Raw genomic sequence first — 20,841 nt, 5'->3', positions numbered from 1 at the left:
GGTGCCGGCGGTGTCCTCGGTTCCTCGGGCGTCCGCGCGGAGGGCGCTCCGGAAACTCCGAAAATCCTGGCCCCAAAGTTTTCTAACCCGTACGGACAGCGGGTGCCCGACCATCCCGGTGACCGCTGGAGCACCCGGGGGAGGGGACCGGGGCCCGGGGTCCACGAGCACCAGGCCCTCGCGCAAGCGCGCGTGGGCGCGTAGGCGCGTCTCGAAAGTCTCGAACTCGGCCGCTACCCGGCTGGCCGGGCCATGCGGCGCAGGACTTCCCGGGAGCCGACCGGAGTCAACGCGCGCAGCGTCAACCGGTACGCCGAGCGCACGAGCAGGTGCGCGTAGTGCGGTGCGTTGAAGGATGGGGTGTGAGCTGGCCGGGTTACTGGTGGTCGGTGACGAGCGGTCGCCATACCGGCTTCGAGTCCTGGGTGGGAGCGCGACGTGGCGATGATGCTCGACTTCGATCCGGCGGTGGTCGTCTTCGGCGTCACCTCAACACCGCTCCCGCACGATCCTGGGCTCGTCGAAACGGGTGTTGTCGACGACGATGTCGGCGTGACTGACGGGATCCACCTCCACGAGGTAGACACGTTCCGCCGCCTGGTACCGATCACAGTGCACCGCCTCCGCGTCCTGGCCCGCCCCCGCCAGGTCGCGCTGTACTCCCCGCCGCACCGCCAGTTCAGGGTCGATATCCAGCCAGACTCGGAAGTCCCAGTATCTATTGATATCGGGCCGGAAGGCGAACACGCCATCGACGATCAGCACAGCATCTGGCGTCGCGGGTGTGACAACGTTCGAGTGGTCCGCTTGGGTCAGCGGGTCGATGCTGCACAGGACGCACTCGCCCGACCCGTTGACGCCGGCCGGTTCCAGCAGCAGGTTCTTGACCGCCTCGTAGTCGAAGGCGTTGCGGTAGTACCCTTCACCGGACTCCCGGTCATACCGGTGGCGGTCCCGCCACGGCCGTTTGAAGTCATCTAGGCTCGTCCGCAGCACAGGCCGACCCGTACGACAGATCCGGCCAGCCAACTCATCACCGAAGCTGGTCTTGCCCGCTGCGGTCAACCCGTCGATACCTACTCGCAGTCGGCCGTGCCCCCGCGCCAGCACGCCCATCGCCACGTAATCCAGCAACGCCCCGCGTGTCGCCGATGCCTCTGGCGGCACCGGCTGCCGCCATGTCGAGACCGACCGGTACACCGTCGCGTCGCCCGCAGCCACAACGCAAAGCTACGCGGCGCACAACGAGCTGCCGACCCCCTGGGACCCCCGGCGCCGTGTCCCCACGGACATCACCCCCCGGGGAGGGCCGGTTCCTCGAGCGGGCCGCCGTGGCGGCCGACGTACAATCCAGCAGCGCGAGCAGCTCCGGGCCGCGCGGGGTCTGTGGTCCCAGGTGGGTCGCGGGTCAGGTGGCCTCGCGGCGGGATCAGGGCCTCGACCTGGTCAAAGGATTGACTGACCACTCAGTCACCGGTGATGATCACATCACCGGCGCTCGCCTGATGCGCCGACCTTCGCGTCCCCACTCGCTTCTCTCGTTGGGCGGCCCGGCATGGATACCTACTCCGAACAAATCTCCCGCTGGACTCTCGATCATCTACCGGCGCGCATAACCGAAGCGCTCAACAGCCTTGCCGCGTTCGAGCGGCTCGCCGCCGACATGAGCCATCGTCTCGCTGCGCTGCCAGCCCGCCCGGACGACGTGCCCACGCTGACATGTCGGCGACTACTCGTCGATCTCGGCTTCTGGGGCAGCGCCCTGGTGCGACTCGCACGAGTCCACAGCCGCACCGACGCTGTGCTCGATAGTACGGCGGCTGGCGACCTTTCTTTCCGCCACTATTACGCCCGACTCGCCGCCCAATCTGCTTCTGGGCACCCACCGTGGCAGTCGTTCACGTCGATCATTACTTGGAACGTTCCCACGGTCGAGGTCCGCCTCGATGGTGACCTGCACAGCCGGTCCGAGGGCATATTCGACGGCCCGCAGGTGCGTACGTGGACCGGCACTGCCAGCGAAGTGATGCTGTGGGAACTATTCAAAGTCGGCGCGGCGCTCGGCTCCGCCGCCAACAGATCGCTGGACCCGATCGTTTCTGGCGCGGTGTCAGCGCTGTCGGAAGAGTCACTGTCGCGCCTGCTCGCTAGTCACGCTTTCCTACGGAGCTTTCGTCAGCGGATGGTGAACTTTTCCCGCGGGCAAGATCCACGGGGGAAGTTTTCCGTCGACGTTTTTATGAACCAGATCCGACAGTTCGGTGTGCCGTGGCAATCCGAGGCGGAGGCTCCAAGCGGCCCACATGACGTGGAGTCGCTGGCACGGGACGCCATATTCGGTATGCCACAAATCCGACACGAACAATGGCGGCGTGATCGGTCCGGGTCGATGATGTCCGCTGAAGGAAAGCGCTTGGAACAGGCGGCCGACGCGCCGACACTCGGCGAGGTCATTCAGCGGAGCGTGGCCAAGACACGACCATTCGACGACCTGACCGTGTCCGTCCTGGTCGCGGCGCACGACATTTACGAAGAACGGCGGAAGCTGTCCGCAGCTCACTACGGGATAGCTCGCAAAATGCTGTACCGTCCGCAACGTGTGCAATCGTCGGACCGTGCTGACACGCCCACGCTCGCGGTCGACAACTCTCAAGGCATCACAGGAATGTCGGATCATGACGTCCAGAGGTTCGACCATGCGCGCCGCGTGAATCCGCTGGAGAACGTCTTGGCCGCGCTGCCATCCGACGAGATCAGCCATGCCCGCAGCCTCATTCAGGAGTCGTTGTCCACCCACTCTGTATCAGTTACCTTGCGACACCCCGGCACCGCGACATCCTGCGCCCAGGCTTAAGCCTCCGCAACGCACCGTGGCGGGCAAGCGGTGAATACAAGACGATTGGATTACCACACCCTGCCAGTCCCAAGGGCCTAGCTAGTGCTTTGACCACGAACGTTTGCGGTGTTGGGGTCAGGCCGCGCGGGTGGCGGGTGGGCCCCAGCGTCGTTGTCGTTCGCTGCGGGTCCGGGCGCGTTCTCGGCGTTGTGCGGCCAGGACGTCGGGATGGCGGTCGCTGGCGTTGCGCCAGCGCAGGTAGGCGTGCAGTTTTCCGGGTCAGCGCGGGGTGGTTGGGGTGGTTCGAGCCGGCGATGACGAAGGTGCGTAGCGGCCCGAACTGGGCCTCGATCGGTTGGCCCAGGAGGCGTAGGTCGGGGTGAAGCAGAGCTCGACCTTGTTCCGGGTCGCCCACCTGCGGATCTTAAGGCCCTTGTGCGCGGACAGGTTGTCCAGAATGACGTAGATCGGCGCCCCGTCCGGCCGGGCGGCGCGGATCGACTTCAAGGCGGCGAGGGTGTTCGCGGCGCTCTTACGGTGCAGGATCTGCCGCAGCCGTTCCCGGCCCACGCGGACCCGTCGGTTGGAGTGAACGCGCAGGTGGTCGGCGAGCTTGCGGATGCTCCAGCGGGTGAACGGCCGCCCCAGCTTCTCGGGGCGGGTGTTGGCCGTCTCGACGATGAACTGTTCCTCGTCAGGACTGATCTGGCGGGGACGGCCACCCGCCCACTAAGGGTCCAAGCAGGCCATCCCCATCTCGTTGAACCGGTGGATGACCTGTCTGATCGTGTCCTCGTCGGCTTGCACGAGGCGGGCGATCGCCGGCACCGTGTTCCCGCCCGCCGAGGCGAGCACGACCATCGCCCGCCGTAACCGGATCGGCGAACCGGTACCTCTACGAGTGATCCCCAGCAGCTGCTGGCCTTCCTGGTCACTGAGCCGCCGAACGCGAACGGGTTCTGCCACCACCACAGCCTGACCGCCGCGGCACAACCCAGCCGGCAGGCCAGACGGCGTGTCAACCAACACCGTGAACGTTCGTGGTCAAAGCACCAGGTACGAGATGAACCCGCCGCTACGGCCCGGCCGTGAGATAGGAGAGGAGGTAACGGGATGAGCATGTTGGGCGACGAGGAACTGCGGGCCGAGATGGAGGCTACGGATGGTGACGATGGTGGCGTCGATGGCGTTGACGAGGTCGTCGTGAGCGTTGGCCACGTCTTCTTTGCGTTCGTAGGGGCGTTGTAGCCGGTTGAAGGCGTTGTGCCAGGCGTTCGTGCGCTCGATGCGCTACCGCCGGGTGGCCTGGACCGGAGCTTTGACGCCCTTGCGGGCGGCTGTGACAGACCGGCGTGACCCCCGGCCGGACAGCCAGACACCCTCCGGGTCTTGAGGGGTCCCTCATCTCCGCTGAGGCGGGGCACAGGCGGGCCCGGGATTCCCCGTCCGGTCCGCTGACGATTTCGGCAGCCTCCCTGGGGGATCCCCGGGGGGCCGTCCTGAGGGGGCGGCAGAGTTGTCACGTCTTGTGGGTAGCCGCCGGAGCTGCGTTTGGCTGCGGCGTCCGGACCCCCCTCACCCCGGGGTCTACGAGCACCAGGCCCCTCGCGCACGCGCGCGTAAGCGCCTCGCGAAACTCGCAAAACTCGGTCAGCAGCAGCCCGACCGGAGCGGGTGCCGCCGCGGCCCCAACGGACTCCAGAGCCCGGGAGGGTGTGCCGGTCGCGCCCCGGAGGGGACCCCTGCAAACACCTCAGCGGGCGGCGGCGGGGAGCGGCACGGTCAGCGGCCGGTGGACCGGTTCCGGGGAGAACGGGGCAGCCGCGCCCCGGCGGACGGTCGGCGGCGGCGTCGACGTCGCCGACCGGGGGTGCAGGGCGGCCGGGACACCGTGTGGGTGGGGGGCTCGTCGGGCGTGGTCGGGGCGCGGCCGATCAGCCAGCAGAGGAAGCGGGTCATCTCAGCCGACCGGGAGGTGTCGCGCCTCGTGCTTTCCGATGACGTACTCCGCGCCGCAGAACGAGCACTGCCGCACGTAGCGGGTGCGGATCGGGATGAGCGGGACGAAGAACACGCTGAACCTCGTCGACCGCTTGGTGATCACCTGAGCGGCGTGGTTGCCGCAGTTGGGGCAGACCATGGCGACCACACCCGAGCGGCTGACCGAGGTACGGAGTCCGAAGATGAGGAACATCGACGGGCAGTACCCCGATCGGCCGGCCGCTAACGGCGTCAGAGCCAGATCGGTCGCCAGTCGGGCACCTCGTGGTAGCGGCGGAGCTCGGCGAGCCCGGAGACGGAGCCACCCCAGGCGGCGTACGGCGGGTTCTGCTCGTCGAAGCCGCTCTGCACGAAGGTGAGCCGGGTCCGGCCGGCGGACTCGGACAGCTCCCAGGTGGTGACGCCGGGCGGTCCCCAGTCGACCGAGATCCGCCGTCCCGGTTCCAGGTCGACGACCTTCGCCGCGTGCCCGGAGTCGAAGCCGCCCATGGCGTACCGGCCGCCGACCCAGGGCTCGATGCCGATCGGGTACCCGAACCAGGCGCTGGCCTGGTCGGAGTCGGTGAGCGAGGTGTAGACCGCGTCCGTCGGCGCGTCGATGAGCAGCTCGCCGCGCAGGTCGGTGGAGGTGAAGTCGACCTTCGGCAGCAGAGGGCGCCCCTCCAGGTGGGCGGCGAGGTTGGCGATGCCCAGCGACCACCAGGTCTGGAACACACCCCGGATGTTGCTGCCGCTGATCGCCTCGGCGAAGTCGAAGTGGGTCTGGGTGAGGGTGAGGATGGTCGCGTCCGGACCGTCCTCGGCCAGGTTGATCGTGGTGGTGGTCTCCTCCCCACCGAGCAGCCAGGTGAACCGCAGGTCGTGGTCGTCGGCGTGCAGCAGCCGCTGGTGCGGGGCATCGCCCTCGGGGGTGTGCCGGCCCCAGAACGCGTACCGGTGCGGCAGCTCGACCTCGGCGTACTCGGTCAACCAGACGCGCAGCTCGGCCGGGTCGGTGAGGGCGTGGTGGACGGCCTTCACCGGCGCGGCGAGGCGGGCCCGGATGGTCATCGGTTCAGTCACGGTCTTCTTCTCCCCCTGGGATAGCAGGCGACGGCGAGCTTGAAGGCGTCGCCCTCGGCGCCGCCGTACCGGGTGAACAGGTCCTGGAGGGTGCTCCGCAGGTCGGCGAGGAACTCCTGGCGACGCTCGGCGGGCACCCGGATCTCCCCGGACACCCCGATGCTGGGCAGCTCGGGGGCGGAGCGGTCGAGTGCCGCGACGTCGGCCTGGACCTCCTCCGTCAGGTCGAGCAGGTGGCCGAGGCTCAACTCGTCGCGGGCGGCCCCGTGGACCGCCCGCGTCCGGTTCGTCAGGGCGTCCAGTCGGGACGCAGCGGGTAGTCGTCCGCCCCGTCGGGACCGTTCGCGGTCGCCAGCACCTGGTGCAACTGGATGCCGTTGCGTTCGAACGCCAGCCGCGAGCCGGCCATGTAGAGCCCCCACACCCGGGCGGTGCCCGCACCGACCTCGGCCACGCAGGCGTCCCAGTGCGCCACCAGGTTGCGGCACCAGGCGGCCAGGGTCAGCGCGTAGTGCCGGCGCAGGTTCTCCTCGTGGTGCACCTCCAGCCCGGCGTCGTGGATCTCGCCGACCAGCCGCCCCGGCCCGGCCAGCTCGCCGTCCGGGAAGACGTACCGGTCGATGAACGCGCCGGAACGGTGCGGGGCCCGGTTGTCCGCCCGGGTGATGCAGTGGTTGAGCAGCCGGCCCCCGGGACGCAGCCGATCCCGCAGCGCACCGAAGTACACCGGGTAGTTGCGCACCCCGATGTGCTCGGTCAGCCCGATCGAGGAGATCGCGTCGAAGGGCCCGGCCGGCGCGTCCCGGTAGTCCAGGTGCCGCACCTCGGCCAGCCCGGTGAGTCCCTCCCGCTCGATCGCCACCCGCGCCCACGCGGCCTGGGCCCGGGACAGGGTCACCCCGACAGCGTGGACGCCGTACTCGCGGGCCGCGTGCCGGACCATCCCGCCCCAGCCGCAGCCCACGTCGAGCAGACGCATCCCCGGCCGGAGCGCCAGCTTGCCGGCGACCAGGTCGTACTTGGCCGCCTGGGCCTGCTCCAGGGTGTCGTCCGGGTCGCGGAACAGCGCGCAGGTGTACGTCATCGACGGACCGAGCACCAACTCGTAGAAGGCGTTGGAGACGTCGTAGTGGTGCGAGACCGCGCAGCTGTCCCGGGAGCGGGAGTGCCGCAGCCCGTTGACCACCCGCCGCCAGCGCGGAACGGCCTCCTGTGGCGGGGGCGGCGGCGGGCGCAGCCGCTCCCAGCCCAGCCGGCGCACCAGGGCCAGCCCCTCGGCCAGCGACGGCGGGCGCACCGTCAGCTCGTCCTTGAGCACCCGCAACGCCTCGTACGGGTCGCCGGGGTGCACGCCGCCGAGGGCCAGGTCGCCGCTGACGTACGCCCGGGCCATGCCCAGGTCACCCGGGGCGGTCAACAGGTACGACAGCCCGCGCTCGGAGCGGATCGCCAGGGTGATCCCGGCGTCGGCCGGGCCCACGGCGCTGCCGTCGTATCCGGTGATCCGCACCGGCAGGGGCCCGGCGGTGACGGCGCGCACGACGTCGGCCACGGTCGGCCCGGACGGCCGGCGACGTGCCGGCGGTACGGAGGGGACGCCCACCGTCCCCTGTTCACGGTCGATCAGGCTCACTGTCGTGCCACCGCCTTCTCGTAGAGTCCGGTGAGCCGGTGTTGCGGGTCGTAGCGGTCCTTGACGGCGCGGTACGCGGCCCCGCCGTAGAGCCGGTCGAACTCCGTCCGGTCGTAGTACGCGTCGGAGTAGAGGGACTTGTGTCCGCCGGCCCGGGCGACCGCCCGCTCCACGGCCCGGTTGACGTCACCGTCGGCGGCCCCCCCGGTGATGGGCACGGTGCCCCAGAACCCGACGTTGACGTACGTCTCGCCGGGGCGCAGCGGGTACAGCGGCCAGACCCGGGCCGAGCCCGGCCCGGCCGGCTCGCGCAGCCGCAGCGGGCAGAGCCAGACCGGCGACATGCCCACCTCGCGGGCGAACCAGCGCAGGAAGTCGGCGGTGCCGGCGAGCGGGATCTCCACGTCCTGCACCACCCGCTCACGGGGCGGCCGACCGCGCCAGCGGTCCACCCGGGCGACGACGCCGTACCGGTGCTCCAGCCGGACCAGGCGGTGGTAGACGTCGCTGCGCCGCCAGCGGGCCGGCCAGAGCCGGCGCACCACCGGATGCTGCGCGCCGAACGCCCGGGAGCACCAGAACCAGTCGGTGTCCCAGCGCCAGAGGTAGTCGTGGATGGTCAGCAGGTCACGGTCCCGCCGGCGCAACGACCGGTAGTAGATCTCCCGGCCGGTGTAGTCGCTGGCCGGCCCACCCCGGCCACCGCCCGGCCGCCCGCCGCCGAGCGGGCCGGCCCCGCCCACCGGAGGCCCGTCGACGGCCGGGCGCGCGTCGTCGGTGAAGGTGGCGAGCACCAGGTACGCCTCGTCCGGGGCGAACATCACCCCGTCCATCGCGTCGACCGGACGGCCCGCCCAGGCCCGGGTGGCGGTCACCTCGCCGATCGCGTCGACCAGCGCGTCCAGGTCGGTGAAGCGGACGTTGCGCAGGGCGACGTACCGGCGCACCGGTTGCAACCCGATCCGCAGCCGGGTGGCGTAACCGAGGCTGCCCAGCGAGTTCGGGAAGGCCGCGAAGAGGTCGGCGTACGGGCCGTCCGGGCCGGTGGTGAGCAGGTCACCGGAACCGGTGAGGACGTCCATCTCGACCACCGACTCGTGCGGCAGGCCGTTGCGGAAGGAGGTCGACTCGATGCCGAGGCCGGTCACCGCCCCACCCAGGGTGATGGTGCGCAACTGCGGCACCACCAGCGGCATCAGCCCGTGTGGCAGGGTGACCGCGACCAGGTCCTCGTAGGTGCACATGCCCTGCACGTCGGCGGTACGGGCAACCGGGTCGACCCCGAGCACCCCGGTCAGGCCGCCGACGTCCAGTCCGGGGGACGCGGTGGCCGCCCGGGGACGGAACAGGTTGGAGGTCCGCTTGGCCAGCCGGACCGGTTCGCCGGCCGGCACCGCCGCGTACGACCGGCGGAGCGCCCCGACCGCCCGGCCGTGCCGGTCACCGGACTGTTCCCGCAGGTCACCAGCCCTATCCACACGCAACGCACACACGCCGTCACCCTACGCCGGTCACGGCCGTCCCGCTGGTTGTCCACGATGGGTTCTCCCAGGTCCGACACCCTTTCGGACCACGACCGCGCGGTCAGCCGGCGGCGGTGCCGAACCACCGTGGCAGATGGGCGAGGAGATCCGCCTGGTCGTCGCCGACCCAGGCCACGTGGCCGTCCGGCCGAAGCAGCACGGCGGGCACGCCCAGTTCCCCGCTGCCGTCGACGACGTGGTGGACCCGGTCCGCCCAGCCCGCCACCGAGAGCCGACCGGTCCGGTCGAGCAGCAGCCCGCGGCCGCCGTGCGTCAGCTCGTAGAGGCGCCCCCGGCTCAGCGTGACGTCCCGCATCCGCCGGCCGAGCAGCTCGTGCCCCTCGCCGAAGTCGTAGCGGACCCCGAGCGCGGTGATCTTCTCGATCAGGTGCCGGTTGACGTCCTCGAAGTCCATCAGTTCCGCCAGCAGCCGGCGCACCGCCTGCGGGCCCGGTTCGACGGAGAGCAGCACGGCCTGTGCACGGGTGTTGTCCAGCACGTCGGCGGCCACCGGATGCCGTTCGGTGTGGTAGCTGTCCAGCAGCCCGTCCGGTGCCCAGCCGTTGACCTCGGCGGCCAGTTTCCAGCCGAGGTTGAACGCGTCCTGGATGCCGACGTTGAGCCCCTGCCCGCCCATCGGCGGGTGGACGTGCGCCGCGTCGCCGGCCAGCAGCACCCGGCCGGCGCGGTAGCGCTCGGCCAGCCGGGTGGCGTCGCCGAAGCGGGACAGCCAGCGCGGTGAGTGCACGCCGAAGTCGGTGCCGGCGTACACCCGCAGCTGGTGCCGGAACTCCTCGATGCCCGGCGGGACCGAGCGGTCCCCGGTCACCCCCGCCGCGGGCACGACGACGCGGTACACCCCCTCCCCGAAGGGCCCGAGGCCGAACCCCTTGTGGGTCTCGCGGACCTCGGCCACCGCGGCGGCCACCGTCTCGGGTGACGCCGTCACCTCCATCTCGCCCAGGAGCCACTCGACCCTGGCGGGCTCGCCGGGGAAGCCGACGCCGAGCAGCCTGCGGACCGTGCTGCGACCGCCGTCGCAGCCGACGAGGTAGCGCGAGCGCAACCGCGTGCCGTCGGCCAGCTCGACGGTCACCCCGTGGTCATCCTGGCGCAGCCCGGCCAGCTCGCAGCCGCGCCGGATCTCGGCACCGAGTTCGCTGGCGCGCTCGGCCAGCAGGCGGTCGGTGACGGGCTGCGGGATGCCGAGGACGTAGCCGTGCGCGGTGTCCAGTTCAGGCGCGGGCTTGACGATGCCGGCGAAGAAACCGCCGACCGGGTGCTGCTGGCCGTGCGCGAGGAACCGCTCCAGCAGACCACGCTGGTCCATCACCTCGATACTGCGTACGTGCAGTCCGAGCGCGCGGACATACCGGGGCGGCTCCGGCTCCCTCTCCACCACGAGCGCGTGCACACCGTGCAGCCGCAATTCGCTGGCCAGCATCAACCCGGTCGGACCAGCGCCGACCACGATCACGTCGATCATGAGACTCCCATTCGAGGAAAAAGGAATTCGGCCAGCCTGCGGTACGACCCGGGTCTTGTGGCAAGGCCCCCGGTGCGATATATGTTGAGAGTGGCAAGGAGCGAATGACCTCCTTGCCTTTGCTTTTTCCCTTCCCGATCGGCCGGTCGGCCCGCCGCCCGGGCGCGTGAACCGCGAGCAGGTCACGATGGTTCGGGCGACCGGCGGGGCATAGCCTGGACAGATGCCGAAAGCCATCTGGAACGACCTGGTGATCGCCGAGAGCGACGACACGGTGGTGGTCGAGGGCAACCACTACTTCCCCCGGGCCGCGCTGCGCCAGGACGTCGTCCGCGATTCCGCCACCCACACCCGCTGCCCCTGGAAGGGCACCGCCTCCTACCTCAGCCTGGAACACGGCGGCCGGACCAGCGCCGACGCCGTCTGGTACTACCCGGACCCGAAGCCGGAGGCGGAGATGGTCCGCGACCGGGTGGCCTTCTGGAAGGACGTCACCGTCGTCGAGTGACGGCACCGGGACCGGCCCGGCGGGTCAGCCACACCGGGCCGGTCAGCCGCTGGGGCGCAGGGCGCGCAGCTCGGCCAGGTGCAGCGGCAGGTGCACCCGGCCGTGCAGGTCGAGGGTCCGGCCCCAGGGCAGCGCCTCGTCCACCCGCAGCTCGAACCCCTCCCGCAGGTGGGTCTCGACAAGCGTCTGCGCCGCCGGGCCGAGCTGGTCGGCCAGCGCGCAGAGCCGCCGGCTGGTCTCCCGGAACAGGGTGGTCAGCCCGGCCAGGCCGCCGTGCCGGACGACCATCGCGTCGAGCTGCGGGCGGTGGATGTCCTCCAGGTCGTAGTAGGCGTACGTCGAGCCGGCGAGCACCGCCTCGGTCGCCCCGCTCAGCAGCTCGTCGTTGACGGCCAGGTGGGCCACGATCTGCTCGGCGCTCAGTCCGCCGTCCCCGGGCGGCCCGAATCCGCCTGTCTCGACCTCGGCGAGCAGGGCGTCGTACGCCCGGCGCAGCTCCGCGGTCTCCATCCGCCCAGCGTAGGCGTCGACGACGCGGCGGCACGGCGATTCGCCGGTCCGCGGCGGCCGGGGACGGTCAGCGCCGGTGGACCGGCCCCGGACAGGTCAGCGGCGGCCCCGGCGGGCGCGCAGGTAGTCGGAGACCACGTACTCACCGAGGTCGTCGGTGTCCGGGGTGAACAGCCGCCCCTTCGATCGGCGGGCCACCGCGTCCATGAACCGGCGCAGCCCCGGGTCCTCGCCGAGCATGAAGATGTTCAACGTCGCCCCGTACCGGGTCAGCCGGTCCACCTCCCGGATGGTGGCGTCGACGGTCTCGCGCAGCGGCGGCCAGTGGAAGACCGGCTCGCCGTCGTCCGGGTCCAGGTGGGCGGTCGGTTCGCCGTCGGTGACCACCAGCACCACCGGTTCCGCCCCCGGGTGCCGGCGCAGGTGGCGTCCGGCCAGCCGCAGCGCGTGCTGGAGGTTGGTGCCCTGGACCATGTCCGGTTCGACCGCCGCCAGCTCCTGTCGACTCAACGGCAGCGCCGCCCGCCCGAAGCCGACGATCTGGAGGGCGTCCTGGGGAAACCGGGTGGCGACCAGGTGGGACAGGGCCAGCGCGGTCTGCTTCATCGGCCCCCAGCGTCCCTCGGAGACCATCGAGAAGGAGAGGTCGACGCAGAGCGCCACGGCCGCCGAGGCCCGCCGCTCGGTCTCCATCACCTCGAAGTCCTCGACCGCGAGCCGCACCGGCACCGTCGGCCCGGCCCGGTGGACCGCCCGGGTGAGGGTCCGCACCACGTCCAGCGGCTGCTCGTCGCCGTACTGCCAGGGTCGCGACGCCCCGCTGACCTCGCCGGCCGCCCCGGCGGACCGCAGGTCGTGCTGGCCGCGCGGCCCGGCGGTCAGGTCGGCGAAGACCCGGCGCAGCGCGGTGCCGGCGAGCCGGCGCAGCGCCTTCGGGCTGAACGTCAGGCCGTCCGGGGTCCGGCTCACCCAACCCTGCCGGCGCAGTTCCCGCTCCAGCTCCCGCAGCCGGCGTACGTCGTCGGCGGCGTCCCGCCCGAGCGTACGGGCGACCGCCTCCACGTCGACGTCGTCCAGGGTCGCCCCCGGATGCTCCTGGCCGAGCTGGTCGAGCAGGTCGTCCAGCTCGCCGATCTCGCCGAGCGCGGACGCCGCCTCGCCGTAACCTAACGGCTGGTCGCCCCGGACCCGCTCGCCCCGCGACCAGCCCAGGTCCGGCCGCAGCGCCCGCAGGTTGGCGTCGAGCGCGGCCAGCTCACCGGAGAGCCGGTCGCCGAGGGACTGCCGCATCAACCCGGCCAGCTCCTCGCGCTGCCGGTCCGACAGCGACCGCAGCAGCCGTTCCCCCGCCGCCGACCGCCGGGCCAGCACGTCGACCAGCTCGTCGACGTCGCGCGGCTGTTCCGGGAAGAAGTCGCCGTGCTGGCGCATGAACTCGGCGAACGCGTCGGTGGTGTCCTCCGCGCGGGCGTGCCGCGCCAGCAGGTCGTTGAGATCACGCATCATCTCGGCGAGCTGCTGCTGCACCCGCGGGTCGGCGGCGGCCCGCGCGGCGTCCCGCAGCCCGGCGAAGCGCTGCTCCAGCACCTCGCCGCGCAGCCCGTCGAGGATCCGCTGGTACGTCTGCCGCGCCTCGTCGCTGGCCCAGTCGTACGCCGCCAGCTCCTCCACCGCGCGGGCCGTGGAGCGGGGCAGGTTGTCCAGCATCGCCTCGGCGAACCGGGCGTCGTCGCCGTCCCGCCCGCGCAACTCGTCCCGCTCGGCGGCGAGCGCCTGGTCGAGCAGGGCCCGGGCCCGGGTCACCGCTCCGTCCAGGTCACCCCGGCGCAGCGCCTCGCGGCGCAGCCGGCGCGCCCGGGCGGCCAGATCGTCCAGGCCGCGCCGCTCCTGCGGGCCCCGGCGCAGCAGGTTCCGCAGCGCCTCGCGCAGGCTCCCGCCGGCCAGCACCTCCGCGCCGACCTGGTCGACCGCCGCCCGTACGTCGTACGGGGGCGCGAGCGGGTCCGGCCCGCCCCGCCACTGCCCGTACCGGAACCGGTTGCCAGCCATGTCCGGGCTCAGCCCTGGCCGCCGTAGCGGGTCCGACCGTCGTCGGTGACGTCCTTGCCGAGCCGACGGGTCAGGTGCAGCCCCTCCAGCACGAACTCGACCCCGGCGGCGGCCTCGTCCGGGGTTGGCGCGTCGCCCAGGCCGAGCCGGTCCAGCACCTTGGCCAGCCCCGGAATGGTGCCCACCTGGGCCAGCAGTTCCGTCGCCCCCACCAGCTCACCGGTCTCGATGACCGCGTCGTCGGCGACCAGCGCGGTGAAGCCGGACAGGTCGATCCCGGCCAGCCGGGCGCGGAACGTCTCGGCGGTGGCGGTCCGCAGCAGGTGGGCGAGGATCTCCGCCTCCCGGCCGTCCTCGCCGCTCTCGAACTCCACCTTGCCCCGCAGCGTGCTCACCACCGACGCCGCGTCCCCGACACGCGCCACCGGCTGAGTCGGTAGAGCTGCTGGCCGGGGTGGCTGAGGTGGAAGGAGGGGTCCCCTGTTACCGCTTTTTGATGAGGAGGGGGCCCCTGCAGGCACCTCAGACGGGCCGGGGGCGGAGCCAGGGGCGGAGGCGGAGGCGGAGGCGGAGGCGGAGGCGGAGGCGGCGAGCAGGCCGGCGCGGCGCAGGGCGACAGCGGCCACCGTCTCGGCGGCGGCGATGGCGAACCGGGCGGAGACCCCGGATCGCTGGTCGACCGAGGGCGACTCGCGCACCACCCGGGCGAACCGGGCCAGCACCTCCAGCACGTGCTCCGGCACCTCGGCGACGAGCTGCGCCTCCTGCCGGATCAGCGCCAGCTCCAGATCCAGGTCCAGCGGGTAGTGGGTACGGATCTCCGCGCCGAAGCGGTCCTTCAGCGGGGTGATGATCCGGCCGCGGTTGGTGTAGTCCTCCGGGTTGGCGCTGGCCACCAGGAGCAGGTCCAGCGGCAGCCGGAGCTGGTAGCCGCGGACCTGGATGTCCCGCTCCTCCAGCACGTTGAGCAGCGCCACCTGGATCCGTTCGGCCAGGTCGGGCAGCTCGTTGACGGCGAAGATCCCCCGGTTCGTCCGGGGCACCAATCCGAAATGGATGGTCTCCGGGTCACCGAGCGACCGGCCCTCGGCGATCCGGATCGGGTCGACGTCGCCGATCAGGTCGCCGACGCTGGTGTCCGGGGTGGCGAGCTTCTCGCCGTACCGCATCGAGCGGTGCAGCCAGCCGATCGGCAGGTCGTCGCCGGCCTCGGCGACCGCCGTCCGGGACGCCGGGGTGAGCGGGTGCATCGGGTGCTCGTTGAGCACCGAACCGGGGATCACCGGCGTCCACTCGTCGAGCAGCCCGGCGAGGCTCCGGATCAGCCGGGTCTTGCCCTGGCCCCGCTCACCGAGCAGCACCAGGTCGTGTCCGGCGAGCAGCGCCCGCTCGACCTCGGGCAGTACGGTGTCGTCGTAGCCGACGATGCCGGGGAAGCGGTCGCCGCCCGTCCGCATCCGGGCGAGGAGGTTGTCGCGAAGTTCCTGCTTGACCGTACGGTGCTGGTGTCCGGCCGCGCGCAGCTCGCCGAGCGTGCCGGGCAGATCGGCCGGGGGAACCGGAGGTACCTGGGAAGGCGCAGTCACCCGACCAAAGCTAGCTCACGCTGGGGAACGTTCCGTCGCACGAGCCGTACGTCGAAAATCCGTCCCACAACGTTCACCACATCGACCGCCACCCAGGGAGTGCAAGCATGAACGATCCGGTCGTCACTCGGTACGCCATGCTCGCCGACCTGGCGCAGATCGTCGACCTGCACACCCGGGCTCGGCTCGCGTACTACCAGGCAGGCGGGCTGGCTGCCGACGCCGTCCAGACTCCGACGGTACGGGAGGACCAGCGCACCGGTTGGACCGAGGCGATCGAGTCACCCCACAAACGCGTGCTCTGTGCCACGGTCGGGCACGAGATCGTCGGCGTGGCCGCGATGGGACCGCCGCTCGAATCCGCCCCGGACACCAGCCGGGCCGGTCAGCTCTACCAGATCCACGTCGTTCCCGGCAGGTGGGGAAACGGCATCGGCGGCGTCCTGCACGGCACCTTCCTCGACTACCTGGCGGACGCCGGGCTGTCTCTTGGCCTCATCGAGGTCTGGGAACGCAACACCCGCGCGCTGGCCTTCTACCAGCGGTACGGATGGCGACCGGACGGAGGGTCCCGGCCGGGACCGGACCACTCCCGGTACCTCTTCCTCCGCCTCGCCCTGACGGGGGACCACCGAACGGTTCAATGATCTTCGAGGCATCCATCGTCAGCCGGTGCGTTCTCGGCCCACCACCGATTCCGCCTAGTCGGACGATCGATCTACCACGTAGACGCCCTTGCCCTGGCGGCCGTCGATCAGCTTCTCGGCTTTCAGCAGCAGCATGGCCGCCCGGATCACGGTGTTGCTGACGTCGTAGTGCGCGCAGAGCGCGGAGAAGGAGGGCAACTTGTCGCCCGGCTTCAGTCGACCGGAGCTGATCTGGTCGCGGATGTCCCTGGCGACCTGGAGGTAAGCGGCTTCTGACATTCGTGGTGCTCCCAGCTTGGCGGCTGGTCCAAGCAGATCACAGGTAGCGACCGACTTACAACGCCATGCGTCATGAGCTGTTGACTATGCGCACATTGCGTCTTAAGTTGCTCGTGGGGTCGCTCAGCTTGGCGGCCGGAGGCCCCACCGCCGTGGATGCCTGGCCAGGCGTTCCGCTGGACGGGCATCCACGGCGTCCAAGAACGGACCGGCAGGAGAACGCATGGCCTTCCGCACCAAATCAGACCGGTTCAGCAGGCAACGGGAGAGGTGGAAATTACCGGCTGAATGCCGACACGCAACGAGAGGACGCCTGATCGCCTCGGTCGGAGGGCATCGGCCGGTCTGGTCGTGGTGGAGGTGGCGGCGGATCGGCCGGTGCGGGGCCCCGCTGCCCTGCCGTGCCCAGCAGCGGCTGACGGTCAACCGTGGCCATTGGCCGGAGTCGTCGACCCAGTTCACGACCGGTTCCGCGCGGTGGTGGTGTCGTGCGCGGGGGTGAGATGCCGGTCGGGCGTCGGGTGGCGCAGTGGCGGGCTCGACGGCGGATGACGCAACAGGTGCTCGCCGACCGGCTCGGAAAGTCCAAGAGCTGGGTGGACAAGGTGGAGCGGGGCGTGCGCGCCCTGGACCGGGTATCGGTGATCGAGGACGTCGCCGAGGTGCTGCGCGTCGACCCGGCGGTGCTGATCGGCCGTACCGCCGCACCCCCGGCCGTCACCGCCGCCGTCGACGGGATCGACGCGGTGCGGGCCGCACTCGCCCGTCACGACCTTTCTCCCGGCCCGCCCGCCCTCCGGCCGATACCAGCACCCGCCGAGCTGGACCGCCGGGTCGGGCACGCCTGGTTGACCTACCAGCACGCCGACTATCCGTACCTGCTGCGGCTGCTGCCCGACCTGCTCGGCGACGCCCGGCGCACCGGCCACGACGAGGCCGGGGTGCTGGTGCAGGTGTACCGGCTCACCGCGTCCGTGCTGGTGAAGGTCGGCGAACCCGACCTGGCCTGGCTCGCGGCGGACCGGGCGATGACCGCCGCCGGGGGCGACCCGCTGCGGGCCGCCGTCGCCGCGATTCCCCTGGGCCAGGCGTTACGGGCCCTCGGCCGGGGTCGCCTCGCCCACGCCGCGACGGTCACCGCCGCCCGGTGGATCGCACCACCGGCCCCGCAGAAGGCACCGGCGGATCGCCTGTCGGTCCTCGGGACGCTGCTGCTCGAAGCCGCCCTGGCCGCCGCGACCTGCGGTGACGCACATCGCGTCCGGACGCTGACCGACCGGGCGGCCGACCTCGCCGAGCAGGTCGGCGACGGTCACGACCACCACCGGACGACGTTCGGCCCGACCACCGTCGCCCTGGCCCGGGTCGCGGTGGCTGTCGACCTCGGCGACGTCGCGGAGGCGGTCGCCCGGCACGAGGAGGTCACCCGCCGGGGCGGATGGGCACGGCTGCCCGCCGGGCACCGGGCCGCGCACCTGATCGATGCCGCGCGGGCGTACCTCCTGCTCGGTGACCTTGACCGGGCCGGACGCCTGCTGGTCGAGGCGGACGGTATCGCGCCGGCCGAGACCCGCGCCCGGCGTGCCGCCCGTACGGTGATCGCCGGGGTCGTGCGCGGCGGACCCGCCGGTGCCGGCGTCACGCGCCTGGCCTCGGCGCTCGGAATCGGTTGAGATGATCGCGCCGTTCCGGTCTCTCGCCCAGATCCGCAACCGGCTCAGCCTGACCGCCCGCTGGATCCTCCGCGACCACCAGCCCGCTGCCGACGGCCGCTGTCCGGTGTGCCGGGTGCCGGACTGCCCGGCGGTGGCCGCCGCCCGCGACTACCTGCACGCCGTGGCCGGAGCCGACGACGACACCCGCAGTGGCTGACGGATCAGCTGGGTTCCGCCTCTGGTGTGGTTGCAGGGGTCCCTTGCTTATCAAAAAGCGGTAGTAAGGGGCCCTTGCAGGCACCTCAGCGGATGGTACGGGCCCTCAGGAGGCGGGGCAGCGCGGCCAGGCCGGTGATCGGCTGGAAGTTGCGGGCGGCGGTGAGCAGGGCGTCGTACTCGCCGTCGGTGAGGTCGATCTCGGCCGCGGCGGCGTTGCGTTCCATCTGCTCGACGCTGGACGCGCCGGGGATGGCCACCACGTTCGGGTGGTGCAGCAGGTAGGCGAGGGCGATCTGGCTGGGCGTGGCGTCGTGCGCGTCGGCCACCTCGCGCAGCGTGTCGACGAGCGCGGCCCCGCGTTCCAGGTTCTCCGGCAGGAAGTACGGGTTCGCCCTGCGGACCGCCCCGGTCGGCGGGTTCGCCGCGTCGTACCGCCCGGAGAGGAAGCCCTGGGCGAGCGGGCTGTACGCCATCACGATCCGGCCGGTCCGTTCGGCGTACGGCAGCAGGTCGTCCTCCGGGCCCCGGTCGACGAGGCTGTAGCGGACCTGGTTGCTCAGCACCCGCCGGCCGAGGGCGATCTCGGCGAACTGCCACCGGCGGAGGCTGTAGTTGCTCACGCCCACCTCGCCGACCAGGCCGACGTCCTGCAACGCGCGCATGCCGCGCATGGTGGTGTGGTCGCCGACCACCGGGTTCGCCTGGTGCACCTGGTAGAGGTCGATGTGGTGGACGCCGAGCCGGGCGGCCGAGGCGACCGCCCGCTGCTGCACGACCGGAGCGATCGGGAACGCCGGGAACACCTTGGTGGCCACCACGGCCGTCGACCGGTCGTTGCCGAGCGCCGCGCCGAGGATCCGTTCGCTGCGGCCGAATCCGTAGAGCTCGGCGGTGTCGAAGAGGGTGACCCCGAGGTCGAGCGCCCGCCGGACGATCTGCGCGGCCCGCTGCTCGTACTCCGGGCCGTAGCCCCACTCCCGGGAGCCGAACTGCCAGGTACCGAGACCAATCTTGGAAATGGGCTTGGGCGTGTCGACCGGCACGTAGCGCATGATCCCGACGCTACCCGGCGGCCGACGGCCACGGCCGGCTTCGGAGCGGGTCAGGGAGAGGTCGCGGGTGCCGGGGTGGGTCGCCGGAGGGGATCCTCCGCCGGGCGAGGGTCCCCTCCGGCGTACGGGTCACTGGTAGACGGTGCCGGTGCCGAGGTCGCGGATCCCACCGGAGAGGTTGCCGGTGAAGTCGTTGCCCGGCCCGACCACGGTGGCCAGGCAGCGGCTCGTGGTGATGTTCAGGCCGAAGCGCTGGGTCTTGGTCGCCTGGTGGTCGGTGGCCACGTTGCCGGCGACGATGTTCTCGGCGCAGGCGACCTCGGTGGGAGTGGTGATCCGGATGCCGTCCCGGCCGGACGTGACGGCGGAGCTGTTGGTGACGCGGTTGTTCAGGATCTGGTTGGCCTCTCCCCCGTCGACGTTGACGCCGTCCAGGCCGGCCTCGTCGATGACGTTCCCGGTCAGCACGTTCCGGTCGGAGGTCTTGTTCGGCTGGTCGGCGTCCGCCGAGGATCGGTTGATCTGGATGCCGTGCCCGGCGACGTGGTGGATCTGGCAGCCGCTGATCGTGTTGCGGCTGGCCGCGAGCAGTTCGATGCCGTCGCTGGCCGCGCCGGTGATGATGCAGTCCCGCACGGTGTTCCCGGTGGAACTCCAGCCCTGGTTCTTGCCGTCGAAGACGATGCCACGGCCCCGGGCGGCGCTCACCCGGACCCGCTCCACCAGCACGTCGACACCGTCGTCGAAGTCGAGAGCGTCGCTGGTGGACCGGGCCGGGCCGCCCGCCGCGACGGTGAGGTCCCGGACGACCATCCCGACCGCCCCCTTGGTGTTGAACGGTTCGGTGTCGGCGCTGGCGCTGCTGTAGTTGCGGATGAGGGTCAGGTCCATGCCGGCCCCGGCGAAGACGATGTTGTCGATCTGGACGAGCTTGAGGAACTCCGCGCCGAAGTCGAAGGTGCCAGCGCCGAACTGGACGGTCCCGCCGCCCCGGCCGTCGAGTTCGGTGACCGCGCTCTCCACCACCGCCTTCAGCCGGCCGGTGTAGGTGTGCCCGGTGACCTGGGAGACCGCCTGGTAGGTCACCGACCCGATCCGGCTGACCAGGTACGGCGACGGGTGGGGTGGAGCCGGCACGAGCAGTTCCGGCTTGGCCGTCCCCTCCCGGCTGGTGATCCGGACGGCGGTGTCGTTGCCCGTGGTCAACGCGAACGTGACCGGGCCGTCGCCGCTGACCAGCGCCGAGACGTCCACCGACACCCAGGTGCCGGCCTCGACCGGCCCGCTGCTGCCGACCACCGTGCCGACGGGCGGCGCGTCGTGGTACGTCAGGGTCGTCTCCTGCCAGGGTTCGTCGCCGACCGCGCGGACCTCCACGCCGGTGCTGCTGGCGGTCTCGACGTGGAAGCGGAGCAGCGCGGATGGTTCGGGGTCGACGCCGCGCACGTCGAAGCGGAGGTACGCCACCGCGACGGGCAGGCCGTCCACCTTCAGGTAGCCACCGGTGCCGTGGTTGGCCGCCGGGTCCATGCTGTCCACCCAGGCGTCGGCCACCGGGGTGACCGTCGCCTGCCCGACCGGCGCGTCGCCGGTCGCCGGACCGTGGCCCCGGGCCGGGGCGGCCACCCCAGCCGGGGCGTCGGCGGTCGGGGCCGGGGCGGTCACCGGAGGCAGTGCGTGGGGTGTCGCGGCGGCTGCCGGGGTGACGGGCCCGAAGGCCGCCACGATGACCGACCCGAGCACCGCCACCGTCGGCCGGACCAGCCGGCCACGTGTCGTCCGCATCATGTTCTGT

19 protein-coding genes and 1 pseudogene are annotated in these 20,841 nt (G+C 71.6%); 6 read left to right on the top strand and 14 right to left on the bottom strand.

The genetic code is table 11. The features are described 5' to 3' along the window. Window positions 1-489: 489 nt before the first annotated feature. On the bottom strand, window positions 490-1,221 hold the full coding sequence (locus GA0074694_RS13185) for a nucleoside/nucleotide kinase family protein (RefSeq protein WP_245714670.1): 732 nt from the start codon (window positions 1,219-1,221) through the stop codon (window positions 490-492). A 334-nt stretch (window positions 1,222-1,555) separates the two neighbouring features. Between GA0074694_RS13185 and GA0074694_RS13180 the strand changes: the two genes are divergently transcribed. Further along, on the top strand, window positions 1,556-2,854 hold the full coding sequence (locus GA0074694_RS13180) for a hypothetical protein (protein ID WP_091457709.1): 1,299 nt from the start codon (window positions 1,556-1,558) through the stop codon (window positions 2,852-2,854). Window positions 2,855-2,971: 117 nt separating this feature from the next. Here GA0074694_RS13180 and GA0074694_RS13175 read toward each other — a convergent pair. Continuing rightward, window positions 2,972-3,802, bottom strand: a pseudogene (locus GA0074694_RS13175) (helix-turn-helix domain-containing protein). A gap of 147 nt (window positions 3,803-3,949) precedes the next feature. Here GA0074694_RS13175 and GA0074694_RS34175 point away from each other — a divergent pair. After that, window positions 3,950-4,084, top strand: a complete 135-nt coding sequence (locus tag GA0074694_RS34175) for a hypothetical protein (protein ID WP_425413595.1) — start codon at window positions 3,950-3,952, stop codon at window positions 4,082-4,084. Between the two features lie 712 nt (window positions 4,085-4,796). Here the strand turns inward: GA0074694_RS34175 and GA0074694_RS13170 are convergent. The 6 genes from GA0074694_RS13170 to rox form a co-directional block, all read right to left on the bottom strand. Then, complete coding sequence (locus tag GA0074694_RS13170; RefSeq protein ID WP_091457706.1) at window positions 4,797-5,030, bottom strand: zinc-ribbon domain-containing protein; 234 nt, start codon at window positions 5,028-5,030, stop codon at window positions 4,797-4,799. 38 nt (window positions 5,031-5,068) lie between these two features. After that, window positions 5,069-5,899: an SRPBCC family protein gene (locus tag GA0074694_RS13165; RefSeq protein ID WP_091457702.1), complete on the bottom strand. Its 831-nt coding sequence runs from the start codon at window positions 5,897-5,899 to the stop codon at window positions 5,069-5,071. Then, on the bottom strand, window positions 5,896-6,147 hold the full coding sequence (locus GA0074694_RS13160) for a hypothetical protein (RefSeq protein WP_245714669.1): 252 nt from the start codon (window positions 6,145-6,147) through the stop codon (window positions 5,896-5,898). The genes GA0074694_RS13165 and GA0074694_RS13160 overlap by 4 nt, the downstream gene beginning before the upstream one ends. Window positions 6,148-6,188: 41 nt before the next feature. Further along, the gene (locus tag GA0074694_RS13155) at window positions 6,189-7,532 is read right to left on the bottom strand and encodes a class I SAM-dependent methyltransferase (RefSeq protein ID WP_091457699.1); all 1,344 of its coding nucleotides are present in this window, start codon (window positions 7,530-7,532) and stop codon (window positions 6,189-6,191) included. Then, window positions 7,529-8,992, bottom strand: a complete 1,464-nt coding sequence (locus GA0074694_RS13150) for an FAD-binding oxidoreductase (RefSeq protein WP_091459101.1) — start codon at window positions 8,990-8,992, stop codon at window positions 7,529-7,531. Before GA0074694_RS13150 ends, GA0074694_RS13155 begins: the two co-directional genes overlap by 4 nt. Window positions 8,993-9,116: 124 nt before the next feature. After that, window positions 9,117-10,541: a rifampin monooxygenase gene (rox, locus tag GA0074694_RS13145; RefSeq protein ID WP_091457696.1), complete on the bottom strand. Its 1,425-nt coding sequence runs from the start codon at window positions 10,539-10,541 to the stop codon at window positions 9,117-9,119. A 223-nt stretch (window positions 10,542-10,764) separates the two neighbouring features. Here rox and GA0074694_RS13140 point away from each other — a divergent pair, with 223 nt between their 5' ends. Continuing rightward, on the top strand, window positions 10,765-11,049 hold the full coding sequence (locus GA0074694_RS13140) for a DUF427 domain-containing protein (RefSeq protein ID WP_091457691.1): 285 nt from the start codon (window positions 10,765-10,767) through the stop codon (window positions 11,047-11,049). Between the two features lie 42 nt (window positions 11,050-11,091). Here the strand turns inward: GA0074694_RS13140 and GA0074694_RS13135 are convergent, their stop codons facing one another. The 3 genes from GA0074694_RS13135 to GA0074694_RS13125 form a co-directional block, all read right to left on the bottom strand. Next, a complete protein-coding gene (locus GA0074694_RS13135) occupies window positions 11,092-11,559 on the bottom strand; it encodes a hypothetical protein (protein WP_091457688.1) in 468 nt (155 codons plus the stop codon). A gap of 96 nt (window positions 11,560-11,655) precedes the next feature. Beyond that, entirely contained in the window at window positions 11,656-13,608 is a 1,953-nt protein-coding gene (locus GA0074694_RS13130) for a vWA domain-containing protein (protein ID WP_091457684.1), read from the bottom strand. Window positions 13,609-13,616: 8 nt separating this feature from the next. Further along, on the bottom strand, window positions 13,617-15,194 hold the full coding sequence (locus tag GA0074694_RS13125) for a magnesium chelatase ATPase subunit I (protein ID WP_091457681.1): 1,578 nt from the start codon (window positions 15,192-15,194) through the stop codon (window positions 13,617-13,619). 107 nt (window positions 15,195-15,301) lie between these two features. Between GA0074694_RS13125 and GA0074694_RS13120 the strand changes: the two genes are divergently transcribed. Next, window positions 15,302-15,841, top strand: a complete 540-nt coding sequence (locus GA0074694_RS13120) for a GNAT family N-acetyltransferase (RefSeq protein ID WP_091457678.1) — start codon at window positions 15,302-15,304, stop codon at window positions 15,839-15,841. Between the two features lie 54 nt (window positions 15,842-15,895). Here the strand turns inward: GA0074694_RS13120 and GA0074694_RS13115 are convergent, their stop codons facing one another. Next, a complete protein-coding gene (locus GA0074694_RS13115; RefSeq protein WP_091457675.1) occupies window positions 15,896-16,120 on the bottom strand; it encodes a winged helix-turn-helix domain-containing protein in 225 nt (74 codons plus the stop codon). A gap of 488 nt (window positions 16,121-16,608) precedes the next feature. Here GA0074694_RS13115 and GA0074694_RS13105 point away from each other — a divergent pair, with 488 nt between their 5' ends. Both GA0074694_RS13105 and GA0074694_RS13100 read left to right on the top strand, forming a co-directional pair. Next, window positions 16,609-17,793, top strand: coding sequence for a helix-turn-helix domain-containing protein (locus GA0074694_RS13105; protein ID WP_245714668.1), 1,185 nt, complete (start codon window positions 16,609-16,611; stop codon window positions 17,791-17,793). Window position 17,794: 1 nt separating this feature from the next. Beyond that, window positions 17,795-17,992: a hypothetical protein gene (locus GA0074694_RS13100; protein ID WP_091457672.1), complete on the top strand. Its 198-nt coding sequence runs from the start codon at window positions 17,795-17,797 to the stop codon at window positions 17,990-17,992. Between the two features lie 85 nt (window positions 17,993-18,077). Here GA0074694_RS13100 and GA0074694_RS13095 read toward each other — a convergent pair whose 3' ends face one another. Beyond that, a complete protein-coding gene (locus GA0074694_RS13095; RefSeq protein WP_091457668.1) occupies window positions 18,078-19,046 on the bottom strand; it encodes an aldo/keto reductase in 969 nt (322 codons plus the stop codon). Window positions 19,047-19,175: 129 nt separating this feature from the next. Continuing rightward, on the bottom strand, window positions 19,176-20,834 hold the full coding sequence (locus tag GA0074694_RS13090; protein WP_091457664.1) for a CBM96 family carbohydrate-binding protein: 1,659 nt from the start codon (window positions 20,832-20,834) through the stop codon (window positions 19,176-19,178). Between the last annotated feature and the right edge of the window lie 7 nt (window positions 20,835-20,841).

It is taken from the genome of Micromonospora inyonensis, assembly GCF_900091415.1.
GTDB lineage: Bacteria > Actinomycetota > Actinomycetes > Mycobacteriales > Micromonosporaceae > Micromonospora > Micromonospora inyonensis.
Note: the sequence above shows the minus strand (reverse complement) of the source record. Positions and strands in the feature narration are given on the sequence as shown.